Annotated in this window: 13 protein-coding genes; 10 read left to right on the plus strand and 3 right to left on the minus strand. The window is 68.5% G+C overall.

Translation table 11 applies throughout. The features are described from left to right. Positions 1-3 precede the first annotated feature (3 nt). Complete coding sequence (locus tag ACLARN_RS05665; protein ID WP_409490215.1) at positions 4-903, minus strand: sugar phosphate isomerase/epimerase family protein; 900 nt, start codon at positions 901-903, stop codon at positions 4-6. 105 nt (positions 904-1,008) lie between these two features. Here ACLARN_RS05665 and ACLARN_RS05670 point away from each other — a divergent pair, with 105 nt between their 5' ends. From ACLARN_RS05670 to ACLARN_RS05680, 3 genes are all read left to right on the plus strand, one after another. After that, a complete protein-coding gene (locus tag ACLARN_RS05670; RefSeq protein WP_409490216.1) occupies positions 1,009-2,025 on the plus strand; it encodes a LacI family DNA-binding transcriptional regulator in 1,017 nt (338 codons plus the stop codon). Next, positions 2,022-3,023, plus strand: coding sequence for a Gfo/Idh/MocA family oxidoreductase (locus tag ACLARN_RS05675; RefSeq protein WP_409490217.1), 1,002 nt, complete (start codon positions 2,022-2,024; stop codon positions 3,021-3,023). Before ACLARN_RS05670 ends, ACLARN_RS05675 begins: the two co-directional genes overlap by 4 nt. A gap of 265 nt (positions 3,024-3,288) precedes the next feature. Beyond that, on the plus strand, positions 3,289-3,834 hold the full coding sequence (locus ACLARN_RS05680) for a hypothetical protein (RefSeq protein WP_409490218.1): 546 nt from the start codon (positions 3,289-3,291) through the stop codon (positions 3,832-3,834). On the opposite strand, the gene ACLARN_RS05685 is transcribed toward ACLARN_RS05680, so the two are convergent. Then, a complete protein-coding gene (locus ACLARN_RS05685) occupies positions 3,831-6,803 on the minus strand; it encodes a BTAD domain-containing putative transcriptional regulator (protein ID WP_409490219.1) in 2,973 nt (990 codons plus the stop codon). The two genes, ACLARN_RS05680 and ACLARN_RS05685, sit on opposite strands and share 4 nt — an antisense overlap. A gap of 380 nt (positions 6,804-7,183) precedes the next feature. Between ACLARN_RS05685 and ACLARN_RS05690 the strand changes: the two genes are divergently transcribed. The 4 genes from ACLARN_RS05690 to ACLARN_RS05705 are packed head-to-tail and all read left to right on the plus strand — an operon-like array spanning position 7,184 to position 10,171. After that, positions 7,184-7,579, plus strand: coding sequence for a GntR family transcriptional regulator (locus ACLARN_RS05690; protein ID WP_409490220.1), 396 nt, complete (start codon positions 7,184-7,186; stop codon positions 7,577-7,579). Next, positions 7,576-8,439 carry an ABC transporter ATP-binding protein gene (locus tag ACLARN_RS05695; protein ID WP_409490221.1) on the plus strand — a complete coding sequence of 288 codons (864 nt, stop codon included), beginning with the start codon at positions 7,576-7,578 and terminating at the stop codon, positions 8,437-8,439. Before ACLARN_RS05690 ends, ACLARN_RS05695 begins: the two co-directional genes overlap by 4 nt. Before the next feature lie 9 nt (positions 8,440-8,448). Further along, on the plus strand, positions 8,449-9,237 hold the full coding sequence (locus tag ACLARN_RS05700) for an ABC transporter permease (protein ID WP_409490222.1): 789 nt from the start codon (positions 8,449-8,451) through the stop codon (positions 9,235-9,237). Positions 9,238-9,250: 13 nt separating this feature from the next. After that, positions 9,251-10,171, plus strand: a complete 921-nt coding sequence (locus ACLARN_RS05705) for an ABC transporter permease (RefSeq protein ID WP_409490223.1) — start codon at positions 9,251-9,253, stop codon at positions 10,169-10,171. A 21-nt stretch (positions 10,172-10,192) separates the two neighbouring features. Here the strand turns inward: ACLARN_RS05705 and asnB are convergent, their stop codons facing one another. Next, complete coding sequence (asnB, locus tag ACLARN_RS05710) at positions 10,193-12,025, minus strand: asparagine synthase (glutamine-hydrolyzing) (protein ID WP_409490224.1); 1,833 nt, start codon at positions 12,023-12,025, stop codon at positions 10,193-10,195. 344 nt (positions 12,026-12,369) lie between these two features. On the opposite strand from asnB, the gene kdpF reads away from it, so the two are divergent. Genes kdpF through kdpB form a run of 3 tightly spaced genes read left to right on the plus strand, consistent with a single transcriptional unit; the run spans position 12,370 to position 16,231 of the window. After that, complete coding sequence (gene kdpF / locus ACLARN_RS05715; RefSeq protein ID WP_007031325.1) at positions 12,370-12,471, plus strand: K(+)-transporting ATPase subunit F; 102 nt, start codon at positions 12,370-12,372, stop codon at positions 12,469-12,471. Further along, positions 12,471-14,141, plus strand: coding sequence for a potassium-transporting ATPase subunit KdpA (gene kdpA, locus ACLARN_RS05720; protein WP_409490225.1), 1,671 nt, complete (start codon positions 12,471-12,473; stop codon positions 14,139-14,141). Before kdpF ends, kdpA begins: the two co-directional genes overlap by 1 nt. Next, complete coding sequence (gene kdpB, locus ACLARN_RS05725) at positions 14,138-16,231, plus strand: potassium-transporting ATPase subunit KdpB (RefSeq protein ID WP_409490226.1); 2,094 nt, start codon at positions 14,138-14,140, stop codon at positions 16,229-16,231. The genes kdpA and kdpB overlap by 4 nt, the downstream gene beginning before the upstream one ends. Positions 16,232-16,235: the final 4 nt, after the last annotated feature.

The raw sequence follows: 16,235 nt of genomic DNA on the forward strand, positions 1-16,235 counted from the left end.
CCGTTACCTGGCAGCCGGGAGCCGGCTGACGATTCCGTCGAGATGGGCCAGGCTCCTGGCCACGTCCCGCTTCGGCAGATCTTCCGGGCTCCGCTCGCCCAGCGCGGTGTCCTGTTCCAGCACGTACCACCCGTCGTAGCCCGCTTCGTGGACGAACCTGACCATCGCTTCGATGTCGACGTCCCCGTCGCCGAGCGGGACGTACAAACCTTCGCCTACCGCTTCGGCGTAGGGAAGCCTCCCGGCACGGACTTCGTCGGCGAGTTCGCCGCGTACGTCCTTGAGGTGCAGGTGGCCGATCCGCTCGGGGTAGCGCTTGGCCAGCGCGACCGGGTCGGTGCCGCCGATCAGCAGATGCCCGGTGTCCAGGCAGAGCGGGAGATCGGAATCGGCGAGGAAACGTTCGACCTCTTCCTCGGTTTCCGCATGTGTCCCGACGTGCGGGTGCAGCACGGTGCGAAGTCCGTGTCGTGCGGCGATTTCCCTGATCCTGCCGGAAGTTTCGATCAGCGTCGCCCATTCGGCGTCACTCAGCTTGGGCCGGTCGTCGTAGCCGTCGAGCCCGGTCGCGGCGGCCAGTACGAGCAGGTCGCCGCCGCACGCGGCGAACAACGCCGCGGATTCCTCCGCTTCGGTGAGCGCGGCCTCCTGGTTCTCGTGCAGCACGACCGCGAGGAAGCCGCCGACCAGGCCGAGTCCGTACCCGCCGAGCAGTTCGCGCAGCGCGGCCGGTTCGCGCGGCAGGTAACCGGGAGGGCCGAGTTCGGTCGCGCGCACCCCCAGCTCCGCCATTTCGCCCAGTACGGTCCCCGCGTCGAGCACGCGGCCCCAGCCGGGGACTTCGCATACGCCCCAGGAGATCGGGGCGGCGGCGATGCGGATCCGGGATGTCGGCACTGTCATCGGCGGCCTCCTGGAGAGATCGGGTTGGAGCGCTCTATTGATTAGAGCGCTCTAATCTTGTAGCGTTCGTCACAGCAAAGTCAAGGGCAGGGAGAGGCTCGGAAAATGGCACGACCGACGATGGAGGACGTCGCCGCGAAAGCGGGGGTTTCCCGTGCGCTCGTGTCGTTGGTGATGCGGAACGCGCCGAACGTGTCCGACGAGCGCCGGACCCGGGTGCTGTGCGCGGCGCACGAACTGGGCTACGAGCCGCACGCGATGGCCAGGTCGCTGGCCAGCCGGACGTCGACCGTCCTCGGTGTGATGGTCTCCGATCTCCGCAACGCGTTCTTCGCCGACGTCGTCGAAGGTCTCGACGCGGCAGCCGAAGCGGCCGGATTCCACTTGATCCTCAACACCGGCGGCCGCAGTCCCGCGCGCGAACGGGCGGCCTTGCGAAGTCTGCTGTCCTTCCGGCCCGCCGGGGTGATCCTGCTGTCGCCGGTGGTCCCGGCGTCGGCGATCGAGGAAGCGGCCGCGCAATGTCCCGTCGTCCTGGTGTCGCGCACCTCACGGGTGCCGGGCGTGGACACGGTGAACGACGATGGAGAAGCGGGTGCCGCGCTCGCTGTCGAGCACTTGGTGTTCTTGGGGCACCGGAAGATCGCCCATCTGGACGGTGGGCTCGCGGCCGGTGCGGCGGCCCGGCGACGCGGCTATCAGCAGGCCATGCGACGGCACCGGTTGCACCCGATCATCGTGCGCAGTGAACACACCGACACCGCCGGGGAGAAGGCCGTCCAGGAGCTGCTCGGCGAGCACGCGCGGACGGGCCTGCCGACGGCTTTGCTGGCCGGCAACGATTTCAACGCCGTCGGCGCGATCTCCGCGCTGGCGGAGGCGGGCCTGCGGGTTCCCGAGGACGTTTCCGTGGTCGGCTACGACAACACCTCGCTGGCCGCGCTGCGCCACCTCTCACTGACCACTGTGGACCAGCCGCGCACGGAAATGGGACGGCTGGCCGTCGAAGCGCTGCTCGAACGGGTCCGGGGCGAACGTGCCGAACCCGTCCGGCATCTGCTGCACCCGTCGCTGGTGGTCCGTTCGACCACCGCCGAGCTCGAGAAAGGGTTACCACGATGAGGTTGGGACTCGCCGGTACCGGCCGGATCGGTACTTCGCACGCCGAGACCTTGAAGAGCTTCGACGAGGTTTCGTCCGTGGTCGTCGCCGACGTCGACACCGGACGGGCCCAGGCGGCCGCGGCCGAACTCGGCGTCGAAGCCGCGGTGGACATCCCCTCGCTCTTCGCATCCTCTTTGGACGGTCTGGTGATCGCGGCGGCGACGGACGCGCATCCGGAACTGATCCTCAGGGCCGTCGACGCGGGCATCCCGGTGTTCTGCGAGAAACCGGTCGCCGCCGACATCCCCGGCACGCTCGCGGTGATCGACAAGATCGCCGGTTCGGACGTGCCGGTGCAGATCGGTTTCCAGCGCAGGTTCGACGCGGGCTACGCGGCCGCCCAGGCCGCTGTGGCGTCGGGTGAACTGGGCTGGCTGCACACTTTGCGCGCGACCACCCTGGACCCGGCTCCGCCGCCCGCGGAGTACGTCGCGCACTCCGGCGGCCTGTTCCGCGACTGCGGGGTGCACGACTTCGACGTCGTCCGGTTCGTCAGCGGCCGCGAGGTCGTCGAGGTCTACGCCGTCGGAGCGAACAAGGGCGAACAGTTCTTCGTCGACGCCGGTGACGTCGACACCGCCGCCGCGACGCTGACACTCGACGACGGGACCCTGGCCGTGGTTTCCCTGACCCGGTACAACGGCGCGGGCTACGACGTCCGGCTGGAAGTGCTCGGATCGGCCGGGAACGCCGTGGTGGGCATGGACGATCGCGCGCCGCTGACCTCGGTGGAACCCGGCGTCCAGCCGTTGCCCGGGCCCGCTTACCCCGGATTCATGGAACGCTTCCGGCCCGCGTACATCAGCGAGCTGAAGGCGTTCCTGGACGTCGCTGCCGGCCGTGCGCCGAGCCCCTGCGGCGCGGCAGACGCCCTGGAAGCGTTCTACATCGCCGAGGCGTGCGAAGTCTCCCGTCGCGAACGCCGCCCAGTCCGAGTGGACGAGGTCCGCGTCTAGGGCCGCGCGACCGCTGTCCAGGGTGTCGCGAAAGCCACTTTCGGGACGCCTGATGTCCCGAAAGTGGCTTTCGCGACACGGCCACTAGGCAGTCACGCGAATCCACCACCCGAACACTGGAGGTAGGTACGCCCACCAGTCAGGGCGCAGCGCCGCGAAGGCAGCTTGCTGCCAAAGCCCGGACACCAGAGGGTGTCTTTCGCTACGGTGATCTTGAACCATGACGGGCGGCAGGTTCATGCCGCCGGACGCGCGAGGAGTGCGGATGCAGCCCAATCCACCGCAGCCCGGTTTCCCTCAGTACGGGCAGCCGCCGGGCGGACCCGCGCCGTGGGGTGGCGGGCCGGTGCTGCCGACGTCCAGGCCAAGGTCGAGGGCGAACGCCGTGGCGGCGGTGATCGCCGGTGTCCTGGCGCTGCTCGCCGCCGGCGTGCTCGTCTGGTTCACGCTCTACAACGTCGTCGTCGCCGCAGAGACGAACGGCAACTGGTCGGGCATCACGGTGCAGAACATGGCCACCGGCGTCATCTCCGCCGTAGTGCTGGTGGTCGCGGCGGGATTCACGTTCGCCCGCAAGATTCCCGGCGCGTGGACTCTGTTCGGGCTTTGCGTCTTCTACGTGGTGGCGGTCTTCGTGGGGGCGCCCCTCGTGTGGGGCACGCCCTTCGGCGCTCAGGTCAAGTGGCTCTTCAGCTTCGACGACAGCGACAGCACCGCCATGGCACTGACGATCTTCCTCGCTGTCCTGACGGCGATCACGTCGGCGATCGCCGCCAGCGTGAAGTCGTACGACACCAAGACACGCCTCTAAAGCTCGTCCAGGATCAGCTTCGCGCGTTCCTCGACGAGCCGGTAACCGGAGCTCGCGGCGAGTTCCTGTGCCAGCTCGCCGTGCGTCCGGGCTTCCGCGAGTTTTCCCAGTTCCAGCAGGGTTTCCGCGAGTCCGGTTCGGGCGGCGGCCTCGCACCAGAAGAAACTGGTCGTCCGCGCGATCGACAACGCGAGCCGGTGGTGCTCGGCGGCTTCCTCGGGCAGGCCGAGCCGCAAGCAGACCTCGCCGAGCCCGACGAGGGTCCAGGCCTCGGTGCCCCGGTCACCGATCTTGCGGGTGAGTTCGACGGCTTCGAGCGCGTCCGCGCGGTTCTGCTCGCCCGGGTCGCGCCTGCTTTCGAGTACGGCCCTGCCGGACAGGGCCGTCGCCTCGCCGTAGGTGTAGCCGAGTTCGCGGTTGGCCGCGAGCGCGCGGGTGTAGAAGTCGTAGGCTTCGTCGAGCAGCCCGAGATCGCGGTGCACGTTGCCGAGGTCGACCAGCAGCACCGCGACGCTGAACTTGGCGCCGTCCCGTTCGGCGATGGTGAGCGCGCGGGTGAAGTTGGCGAGCGCCTCGTCGAGCTGACCCGTCTGCCAGTACGGGAAACCCAGGTTCGCCAGCGCCATCGAGATGGCGGGCATGTGCAGTTCTTCGCACAACCGCAGGGATTCCAGCCCACAGCGGATCGCCTCCTGCGGGTCGCCGAGGCGCTGGTGCACCGCGCTCAGGTTGTTGAGCACGGCCGCGCGGCCGGCGTCCCAGCCGTCGAGGAGCTCTCCGCACAAGGCACTGGTGAGGTGTTCGCGAGCTTCGTCGTAGCGGCCGCTGTTGACGCAGGCGAGCGCGATGCTCAAGTGCATCGCCGCTTGTGCCTGTCCGGCGCCGCTGCGGCGGGCGGCCTTGAGCGCGGTCGACGCGGTGTCGATCCATTCCGCGTGATGGCCGCGCTGGTGGAAGAAAGCACGGAGCGCGTCGGCGAGGTGCCAGGAGAACTCGGGTGGGCCGTGTTCGGCACCGTGCTCGACCGCGGCGGCGAGGTTCGGCCACTCGGCGTCCAGCCAGGCCAGCGCCTCTTCGGTGTCGGCGAAGGGTTTGTCTTCCGGTTCTTCGCGCGGCAAGCGCAGGAAATGCGGGATGAGGACACGGCCCGCGGCGTCGGAGGTGGTCAGGTAGTGCTCGAAGAGCCGCCTCTCCGCGGTGTCGCGTTCGGACTTCGTGTCCTCCGAAAGCGTGCGGCCCGCCGCGAAACTGCGGAGCAGGTCGTGGAACCGGTAGCGCCCCGGGGTGTAGCGCTCGATCAGATGGGCCGCGGCGAGCGCCTTGAGCAGCTGGTTGCCCCGCGTCGCACCGGTCAGTGCCTGGGCGGCGGAGGCGGTGAACGTCTGGCCGGGGACCAGCGCGAGCCGTCGGAACAGCAGGCGGTGTTCTTCGGGAAGTGCCCGGTAGGAGACGCCGAACGCCGTGGTCACGGCACTTTCTTCGGCGCCGTCGACGGTCAGTTCCGCCAGCGGGTCGCCACCGGCCAGCTCGCGGGCGAGTTCGGCGATCTCGGGTTCGCCGCTCGCGCCGAGGTTGGCCGCCGCGATCCGGAGGGCGAGCGGGAGATGCCCGCACAGCCGGGCCAGCTCCGCCGCCGCGCCCGCCTCGGCGGCGACGGTCTCGCTGCCGAGCACGGCTTCCAGCAGGTGCCGCGCGTCTTCGGCGGGGAGGACGGACAGCGGGAGCGCGCGGGCGCCGGTGCGGGCGATGAGGTCACCGAGCCGCTGGCGGCTGGTGACCAGGGCGGTGCCCGACGGCGGCAGCAGCGGCAGCACCTGGCCGGTGTCGCGCACGTTGTCGAGGACCAGGAGGACCCGTTTGTCGGCGAGGAGGGAACGGAGCAGCGCCGCACGGGTGTCGGTGTCCGGCGGGATGGCCTTGGGTGCGGTGCCGAGCGCCTGGAGGAGCTGGGTGAGCGCGACCGCCGGGGTGAGCGGTTCGTGATCCGGGTCGAAGCCGCGCAGGTCGAGGTAGAGCTGGCCGTCGGGGAACGCGTCGCGGACACGGTGGGCCCAGCGGATCGCGAGCGCGGTCTTGCCGACGCCGGCGGTCCCGCTGATCACCCAGATGTCGGTGCCCTCGCCCGCGTGACGGGTCGCCTCGTCGAGCCGCTCCAGCTCGGCCGCCCGCCCGGCGAATCCTCGGACGTCGTGCGGCAGCTGCGCCGGGCGGACCGGCTCGGGCCTGGTCGCGGGTTCGAGGGCGGGATCGGCGGCGAGGATCGCGGATTCCAGCCGTCGCAGCTCCGGGGACGGATCGAGACCCAGTTCGGTACCGAGCCGGTCCCTCAAGGCGCGGAAAGCCTCGAGAGCGTCGTCGGTGCGGCCTTCGCGGTGCAGCGCGACCATGAGCTGTCCGACGAACCGCTGTCGCAGGGGATGCGCGGCGACCAGTTCGGTCAGCTCCGCGATGACCTGACGGCCGCGACCGAGCCGCAACTGGGCCTCGGCGCGATCCTCCAGCGCCGTCCAGCGTGCCTCGTTCATTCCGCCGCGGAGACGCTGGGCGACTTCGCCGGTCACGACATCGGACAGCGCCTCGCCGCGCCACAACCCGAGCGCCTCGTCCAGGAGTTCCACGGCGGTTTCGTCGTCGGCTTCGCGGGCTCGCGTTGTCAGCTCGGTGAAGCGGTGCAGGTCGACTTGACGCGGCTCGACCCTAAGCAGGTAGCGGGTCCCCTCGGAGACGATCTCCGGGCCGCCCGCGCCCCGGAACACCGCCCGCAGCCGGGACACCAGTGCTTGAACGGTGTTCCGGGCACTCGCGGGCGGCGCTTCGGGCCAGAGCAGGTCGATGATCCGGTCACGCGGCACCGGCTTGCCCGCTTCCAGCAGGAGAACCGCCAGTACGAGCCGTTGTTTGGGCGAGCCGAGATCGACCGGGCCGCCGTCGGCCCACGCCTCGACGGCGCCGAGGACGCGGAACTCCACCCGGCCACCTCCGCCCACGTCGTCAGAGGCTGCAAGCGTAGTGCAAGCGCCCTGCATCCGGACGCCGTGATCCTTGCGGGGTGTCCACCGAGGACCCGTCGCCGGAACCGTGCCCAACCAACAAGACGGGCAGGACCCCCCAATCGGTTCCGGTACGACGGTGGGCACCTTCACCTTGCACAGACACCGCCTTCTGACGGCGGTGGGGGCTGGGGGTAGTGCCAGTTCGACGTCTTCCCCCCGTGTCGTCGAACTGGCACTTCTTCGTGCCTGGGGCTGGGTTCTCTCGCGTTTAGCGGACTAATCGCGTTCGTCGCCTTGACAAGCACGCCTACCTGTATGCACCATTTCACTACTTAATTAGTGAAAGGGTGTTGCGAGTGGTCACCTTCCACCTGGACAAGGGCTCGGGCGTCGCGACGTACGTCCAGCTCGTCCAGCAGGTCAAAACCGCCCTCCGGCTGGGATTGCTGGAGCCGGGGGACCGGCTGCCGACGGCGAAGGAGGTGGTCGCCGAGCTGGCGATCAACCCCAACACCGTCCTCAAGGCCTATCGCGAGCTGGAGCGCGAAGGGCTTGTCGAAGGGAAGCCGGGCCTCGGCACCTTCGTACAGAAAACGCTCGGAGGCGCTTCGTTCGCGGAGCACACGCGGTTGCGGAAGAGCCTGGGGGTCTGGGTCCGCGACGCACGGGAATCGGGGCTGGATCAGGAAGACGTCGAGGCGTTGTTCACCTCGGTGGTGGTCGATGGCTTTCGAGGGGAGCGGACGGCATGACCGATGAATCCGTCATCGAGGCGACCGGCCTCGGCAAGCGTTACCGTCGCAAGTGGGCGCTGCGCGACTGCTCCCTGTCCGTCCCGAAAGGACGCGTCGTCGCGCTGGTCGGGCCGAACGGCGCCGGCAAGACGACCTTCCTGCACCTGGCCGTCGGACTGCTCGACGCGACCCTCGGCTCGGTCTCGGTTTCGGGAACCACCGCGTTCCTGGCGCAGGACAAGCCGTTGTACCCCGGCTTCAGCATCGCCGAAATGCTCAAGTTCGGCAGGCGCCTCAATCCCGGCTGGGACGACGAGTTCGCGCTCAACCGCATCGATTCGCTCGGGCTTCCCTTGAAACACAAGGTCGGCAAGCTGTCCGGTGGGCAGCGCGCGCAGGTCGCGCTCACCCTCGCGCTCGCGAAACGTCCGGAACTCCTGGTACTCGACGAGCCGCTCGCGAACCTCGACCCGCTGGCCCGCCACGAGGTCATGCGCGGGCTGATGGAAGCGGTCGCCGAAACCGGCATGACCGTCCTGCTCTCCTCGCACGTCGTCTCCGATCTGGAGAACACCTGCGACTGGCTGATCGTCCTCAACGGTGGCCGCGTCCAGGTCAGCGGCGACATCGACGAACTCGTCGCCGGGCACCGGACCCTTTCCGGACCCGCGGAGGAGGCCGACGCGCTGGCCAAGCGTGTCGCGGTCGTGGACGAGGCTCGCGCGGGCAGACAGGCGACCGTTTTCGCCCGCACCGAACCGGTCCCTCTGAGTCCACAGTGGACAGAGCGGCCGGCGAACCTGGAGGAACTGGTGCTCGCCTACCTGCGGCGACCCGAGTCCGCGAGTCTGCCGCGTCCGACACTGGCTTCGGCGTAAGGGGGAACGATGCTCTGGCTCACCTACCGTCAGCATCGCATGCAGCTGCTGATCACGGCGGCGCTGCTCGTCGCCGTCGGGATCCTGTTGCTGGTCAACGGAAACGCCGTTGCGACGAGTCCCGACCCGGCGAAGCTCTTCCAAGACCTGTACACCTACCTCTCCTGGCTCCAGGTCGTCCCGGTGGCGATCGGCGTCTTCTGGGGCGCGCCGCTGGTCGCGGCGGAATACGAGCGCGGTACCACGAAACTCGCCTGGACCCAGTCGATCTCGCGGTTCCGCTGGCTCGGCGTGAAGCTGGGGTTCCTCGCCGTCCTCGCCACACTGGGCGGTCTCGCGTTCGGCACGATGATGCAGCGCTGGGTGGAGGTCTTCCCGACCGACCGCGGCGACACCGCCTTCACCAGCCGTTTCGACAACCCGGTCCTGTTCGCGATGACCGGCGTCGCACCCGCCGCGTGGTGGCTTTTCGGATTCGTCCTCGGCACCGCCGCGGGCGCGCTCATCCGCAAGGCCCTCCCGGCCATCGCCGTCACCATCGCGGTGACCGTCGGCCTGATGATCGGCATCGCCAATTTCCGTGACCTCTACGCGGAGCCGAAACTCGTCCCCCTGGGCACGGAACCCGCGGGCCGGGTCCTCGAAATGGTCACGGACGCCGCGGGCGAGGTCACCGCGCTCAAGATCCTGCCGCCGGACTGGTACTGGCGTTTCCAGTGGACCGAAGCCGCGATCCTGGCGGGTGTCTCGATCCTGCTCGCCGCCGCTGCGACCTTCGCCATCCGACGCCGCTCCTAGAAAGGACTCGTTCTTGCTCTGGCTCACCTGGCGGCAGCACCGCACCCAGCTGCTCGTCACCCTGGGGTTCCTGGCCGTGCTCGGCGGCGTCCTGTTCTTGTCCGGGCAGGCCGCCATCGACGCCGCGAACGGCAAGACCTCTTCGTACTGTTACGGAGGCGGCGTCCCGTGCCGCGAGTACGACGCGGGATTGGAGGACCTCTACCAGGAGATCTACCCGCTGATCGCGATGGTGCCGTTCGTTCCCTTGCTGGCGGGCGTCTTCTGGGGCGCGCCGCTGCTCGCCAGGGAGTACGAGCGCAACACCCACCAGCTCGCGTGGACGCAGTCGGTCGGCCGCGGGCACTGGCTGGCCGTCAAATTCGGCGTCCTCGCCGGGTGCGCGACGCTGGCCGGGCTCGCGTCGGGGCGGATGTTCGGCAGCTGGCTGGAAATGTTCCCCGGCAAGGCGGAGACCTTCACCGAGACGTCCTACTTCGGCGCGGTCGGGGTCGCGCCCGCCGCATGGTGGCTGTTCGCCTTCACCCTCGGTACGGCGGCCGGGGTGCTGGTGCGCAAGACCTTGCCCGCCATCGCGATCACGGTCGCGGTGTTCGTCGCGGCTTCGATCGTCCTGCTGTTCCTGAGGCCGCATTACGCCGAGCCGGTGCGCACGACCGGCCCGGATCCGGCCGCGAAGGGTGCTCTGATCGTCAAGACGGGCAGGGTCGCGCCGGACGGGCGTGAGATGAGTTCGCTGGACGAGGTCCCCGGTTGCCCGCTGGGGCTGGGGAAGAGCGCGTGCGCGCAGGCGGCGGGCTATCAGGACTTCACCGTCTACCAGCCCACCGGCCGGTTCTGGCGGTTCCAGTGGACCGAGGCGGGCATCCTGCTCGCCGCGACCGCGGTACTCGGGGGTATCGCGGTAGGGGGAACGGTCCGCCGCCGTCGCTGAGACGACGGCGGACTGAAGACCTCAGTCGAGCTGCAGTTCGGGCTGGTACAGGTCGAACCAGTGATAGAGGTCCAGCGCCCGGTCGATCCCGGTGCGCTGGGCCGAGGGCATCGTCGCCGGGTCCACTTCGGACGCCCGGTGCAGCCAGTCACGGTCCACGAGTGAGAACACCGGGTTGTCCCGTTCGCTCAGGGCCTCCTTGGCCTGCTGCTGCAACGCAGCCGCGTAGCCGGGGTCCTGAGTGGACGGATACGGGCTCTTGACCCGGTCACGCACCGACGCGGGCAGGACATGCTTCGTGGCGTGCCGCAGCAGGCTCTTTTCCCTGCCGTCGAACGTCTTCAGCGACCACGGCGTGTTGTAGACGTACTCGACGAGACGGTGATCGCAGAACGGCACCCGCACCTCGAGCCCGACGGCCATCGACGCCCGGTCCTTGCGGTCCAGCAGCGTCCGCACGAAGCGGCTCAGGTGGAGGTTGCAGACGGTCCGCATCTTCCGTTCCCGCTCGCTCTCGCCGTCGAGGTACTCGACCTGGGCGACGGCGGTGCTGTACTGGTCGGCGATGTAGCCGGGCAGGTCCAGCTTGGTCCGGACGTCCTCGCGCAGCAGGGCGCCCCGTTCACTCGTCAGCCCCGTGCGGAACGCGAGCCAGGGGAAGGTCCCCGAGTTCACCGCGTCTTCGTCGTGGAACCAGCGGTATCCACCGAACACCTCGTCGGCCGACTCGCCGGACAACGCGACCGTGGATTCCGCGCGGATCGCCTTGAACAGCAGGTACAGCGAGGTGTCCATGTCGCCGAGCCCGGCCGGGATGTCCCGCGCGGTCAGCACCTTGCGGCGCACCTCCGGGTCGCTGAGCTCGGCCGGGTTGAGCATGACGTCCTTGTGCTCGGAACCGACCAGGTCCGCGACGTCGCGGATGAACGGCGAGTCCGGGGTGTCCCGCACCTCATCCGGTGTGAAGTTCTCTTCCTGGCCGAGGAAATCGACCGAGAACGTGCGCAGCCGCTCGCCCTGTTCGGCCAGCCGCGCCGCGGCGAGACCGGTGACGGCGCTGGAATCGAGCCCACCGGACAGCAGGACGCAGCGGGGCACGTCGGCGATCAGCTGACGGTGCACGATGTCGGTCATCAGCTCGCGGACCCGCTCGACCGTCGTCTCCTGGTCGTCCGTGTGCTGCTTCGCGTCCAGCTTCCAGTACGTCCGCGTGCGGATCCCGGAACGGTCGACGGTGACGATCGTGCCCGGCCCGACCTCGTGCATGCCCTTCCACAGCGACCAGCCAGGGGTCTTGGTCATCGACATCAGCTCGCGCAGGCCGTCTGTGTCGACCACCTTGCGCGCCAAGGGATTCGCGAGGATCGCCTTCGGCTCGGAACCGAAGAGGACGCCGTCCGGGGTCGGGTAGTAGTAGAACGGCTTGATGCCCATGCGGTCGCGGATCATCACGAGCTTCTCGTCGCGCTCGTCCCAGATCGCGAAGGCGTACATCCCGTTGAGGTGGTCGACGACCTCGTCGCCCCACTCCAGGTAGCCGTGTAGCACGACCTCGGTGTCGCTGTCGGTCTCGAATTTGTGGCCCCGCTGGGAAAGTTCGGCGCGCAGCTCGGTGAAGTTGTACGCCTCACCGCTGTAGACCATGGCCGCCAGCCCGGCCTCGGCCATCGGCTGCCTGCCGCCCGGCAGGTCGATGATCGCGAGACGACGGTGGCCCAGCGCCACCTTGGGCCGGACCCAGGTGCCCGAGTCGTCAGGACCGCGGCACGCCATGGTCTCGGTCATCGCGTCGACGATCTCCCGGCGTTGCGTGAGATCCGTGTCGAAGGAGACCCACCCTGCGATTCCGCACATCGCTACCTCCCGGTGATTAGTTAGCACATACAACTATCCGTAACACTGGTGTAACACGCTTCGCCCGGCTTGTCTGCCCGAATTGCACGCTCCGTCCGCCATGCGTCACCGTCTGTGGGACACGTCACCGGGCATCAAGAAGTCGTAAAGGCACCCGATCGGGGCATCAAGAGGCCGTCAGGCCGAGGTCGTGGACGGCTCCACGCGGCGCACTGTTGCGGAGTCCTGGTCACCGATGGGGTGACCTGTCCTGAGAGGTGCCTAGTGGCCGACTTGCTCTACGCCGTGCTCCTGATCGGCGTATTCGTGGTTCTCGCCCTGACCCTTCGTGGTCTGGAGAAGCTGTGACCGGCACGGGAGCCGTGGCCAACGTCGTCGGCGGACTGCTGGCGCTGGGGCTGATCGTCTATTTGTTCATCGCACTGGTCAGGCCGGAGAAATTCTGATGTCAGACACGATGGCCGGCCTCTTGCAGGCCGGCCTCCTCCTCGTCGCGCTCGCGGTGGTCTACCGGCCACTCGGCGACTACATGGCGCGCGTCTTCTCTGTCTCCTCTTCGGAGAAGCACACCAAGGCCGAACGCGGCCTGTACCGCCTGTTCCGGGTGAACCCCGGATCGGAACAGCACTGGAAGACCTACGCGTCCGCCGTGATCGGCTTCTCGTTCGTCTCCGTCGTCTTCCTGTACCTGCTTCAGCGGCTCCAGGCAATCCTGCCGTGGAGCCTCGGCAAGGAACCGGTCTCGCCGGCGGTCGCCTTCAACACCGCCGTCAGCTTCGTGACCAACACGAACTGGCAGTCCTACAGCCCTGAAGCGACCATGGGTCACTTCGTGCAGATGGCCGGCCTGACCGTGCAGAACTTCCTGTCCGCGGCCGTGGGTCTTTCGGTCGCCGTCGCGGTGGTCCGCGGATTCGTCCGCGCGAAGACCGACCGTCTCGGCAACTTCTGGGTGGACCTGACCCGCGGCACGGTCCGGATCCTGTTGCCGATCGCGTTCGTGGCCGCGATCGTGCTGATCGCGCTCGGTGTCGTCCAGAGCCTCAAGAGCGGCGTGGACGTCCTCAACCCGGACGGCAGCACCAGCAAGATCGCGCTCGCGCCCGCCGCGAGCCAGGAAGCGATCAAGGAACTCGGCACCAACGGCGGTGGCATCTTCAACGCCAACTCCGCCCACCCGTTCGAGAACCCCAACGCGTGGACCAACCTGATCGAGATCTTCCTGATCCTGGTCATCCCGGTCTCGCTCACGCGGACGTTCGGCAAACTCGTCGGCAACACGCGGCAGGGTTACGTCCTGCTTTCGGTGATGGCCGGGCTGTTCACCACGATGCTCACGGTGACCTGGCTGTCCGAAGCTCACGCGAGCGGTCCCGCGTCACTGGCCGCCGGGGCGAATATGGAAGGCAAGGAACAGCGTTTCGGTATCGGCCTGAGTTCGCTGTTCGCCAACGCCACCACCGGCACGTCGACAGGCGCCGTCAACGGCGCGCACGACAGTTACAGCGGACTCGGCGGCGGTGGCGCGCTGCTCAACATGCTGCTGGGCGAGATCTCGCCGGGCGGGGTGGGCACCGGTCTCTACGGCATCCTGGTGATGGCCGTGATCGCGATGTTCCTCGCCGGGCTGATGGTCGGCCGGACACCCGAATACCTGGGGAAGAAGCTCGGCAAACGCGAGGTCACCTGCGCGGCGATCTCCATGCTCGCGATGCCGACGGTGGTGCTGCTCGGGTCCGGCATCGCGCTCATGCTGGCCGACACCCCGGCCGCCATGACCAACTCGGGCGCGCACGGCCTTTCCGAGGTCCTCTACGCCTACGCGTCGGCGGGCAACAACAACGGCAGCGCGTTCGGCGGCCTGACCGTGACGAACGACTGGTTCCAGTCTTCGTTGTCGGTGGCGATGCTGCTCGGCAGGTTCATCCCGATCATCGCCGTCCTGTGCCTGGCCGGATCCCTTGCCTCGCAACGGAAGGTCCCGGAGACCGCCGGCACGCTGCCCACCACCGGACCGCTTTTCGGCACGATGCTCGCGGGCACGATCGTGCTCGTCGCGGCCCTCACCTTCATCCCGGCGCTCGCGCTCGGGCCCATCGCAGAGGCACTCGCATGACCGTCACACAGGAACGCACCCCCGAAGAGATATCCCAGCACCACGTGGAGAACACCGGCCGCGTCGGCGCGGGCATCTTCAGCCCGCGTCAGCTGCTGACCTCCCTTCCGGAGGCGCTGCGCAAGCTGAACCCCAAGCACCAGCTGGCCAATCCGGTCATGTTCGTGGTGTGGGTGGGCTCGGCGCTGACGACGGTCTTCGCCGTCACCGACCCGAGCGTGTTCACCATCCTCATCGCGATCTGGCTGTGGTTCACGGTCCTGTTCGCGAACCTCGCCGAGGCCGTCGCGGAGGGCCGGGGCAAGGCGCAGGCGGAAACCCTGCGCCGCAGCAAGAAAGAGACCATCGCGCGCCGCCTCACCGAGGACGGCGACGAGGAGAACGTGCCGGGTGTCGACCTGCGCGTCGGTGACCTCGTGGTCGTCGAGGCCGGACAGGTCATCCCCGGTGACGGCGACGTCGTCGAGGGCATCGCGACCGTCGACGAATCGGCCATCACCGGCGAGTCGGCCCCGGTCATCCGCGAATCGGGCGGCGACCGGTGCGCGGTCACCGGCGGGACGACGGTGCTTTCGGACCGGGTCGTCGTGAAGATCACCACCAAACCCGGCGAGTCCTTTGTGGACCGGATGATCGCCTTGGTGGAGGGCGCTTCCCGGCAGAAGACGCCGAACGAGATCGCGCTGACCATCCTGCTCTCGACGCTGACGATCATCTTCATGCTCGCCGTCGTGGCGCTGCAGCCGATGGCCGGTTACTCCGGCAGCCAGCAGTCGGTGATCGTGCTGACCGCGTTGCTGGTCTGCCTGATCCCGACGACGATCGGCGCGCTGCTGTCCGCGATCGGTATCGCGGGCATGGACCGGCTGGTGCAGCGCAACGTGCTCGCGACGAGCGGTCGCGCGGTGGAAGCCGCGGGCGACGTCTCGACCTTGCTGTTGGACAAGACGGGCACGATCACCTTCGGCAACCGCAAGGCCACCGAGCTGATCCCGGTCGGAACGTCCACTATGGACGACATCGCCAAGGCGGCACGGCTGTCCAGCCTCGCCGACGGCACACCGGAAGGCCGCAGCATCGTCGAACTCGTCGCCCGTGAGCACAGCCTCGCGGAGACGGCGTCCGACGACGAAAAGCGCGCTGACTTCGTCGAATTCACCGCGCAGACGCGGATGAGCGGCATCGACGTCGGCGAGCGCCAGGTCCGTAAAGGCGCGGCCGGTTCGGTGCGGGCGTGGGTCCGCGAACGCGGCGGCGACATGCCGGACGAGACCGAACGCGTCGTCGACGAGATCAGCCAGCAGGGCGGGACCCCGCTGGTGGTCGCGGAGTACGACGGCGCGAAAGCCTTCGTGCGCGGCGTGATCCGGCTGTCCGATGTGGTCAAACCCGGCATGAAGGAGCGGTTCGTCCAGCTCCGCGCGATGGGTATCAAGACCGTCATGATCACCGGGGACAACCCGCTGACGGCCAAGGCGATCGCGCGGGACGCGGGTGTCGACGACTACCTCGCCGAAGCCAAGCCCGAAGACAAGATGGCGCTGATCAAGAAGGAGCAGGAGGGCGGGCGGCTGGTCGCGATGACCGGCGACGGCACCAACGACGCCCCCGCGCTGGCGCAGTCCGACGTCGGCGTCGCGATGAACACCGGGACCTCCGCCGCCAAGGAGGCGGGGAACATGGTGGACCTCGACTCCGACCCGACGAAACTGATCGAGATCGTGGAGATCGGCAAGCAGTTGCTGATCACCCGCGGCGCGCTGACCACGTTCAGCGTCGCCAACGACCTCGCGAAGTACTTCGCCATCCTGCCCGCGATGTTCACCGGCATCTTCGCCCAGCTCGGCGCGCTCAACATCATGAACCTGGCGACGCCGAAGTCCGCGATCCTGTCGGCGGTCATCTTCAACGCCCTGATCATCGTCGGGCTGATCCCGCTCGCCCTGCGCGGCGTCCGGTACAAGCCGTCCTCGGCTTCGGCGCTGCTGCGCCGGAACCTGCTGGTATACGGCCTCGGCGGCATCGTCAGCCCGTTCCTCGGGATCTGGCTGATCGACCTGCTCGTCCGTCTCATCCCTGGAATCGGGTAATCCC

The organism is Amycolatopsis sp. cmx-11-12, from assembly GCF_046269425.1.
Lineage (GTDB): Bacteria > Actinomycetota > Actinomycetes > Mycobacteriales > Pseudonocardiaceae > Amycolatopsis.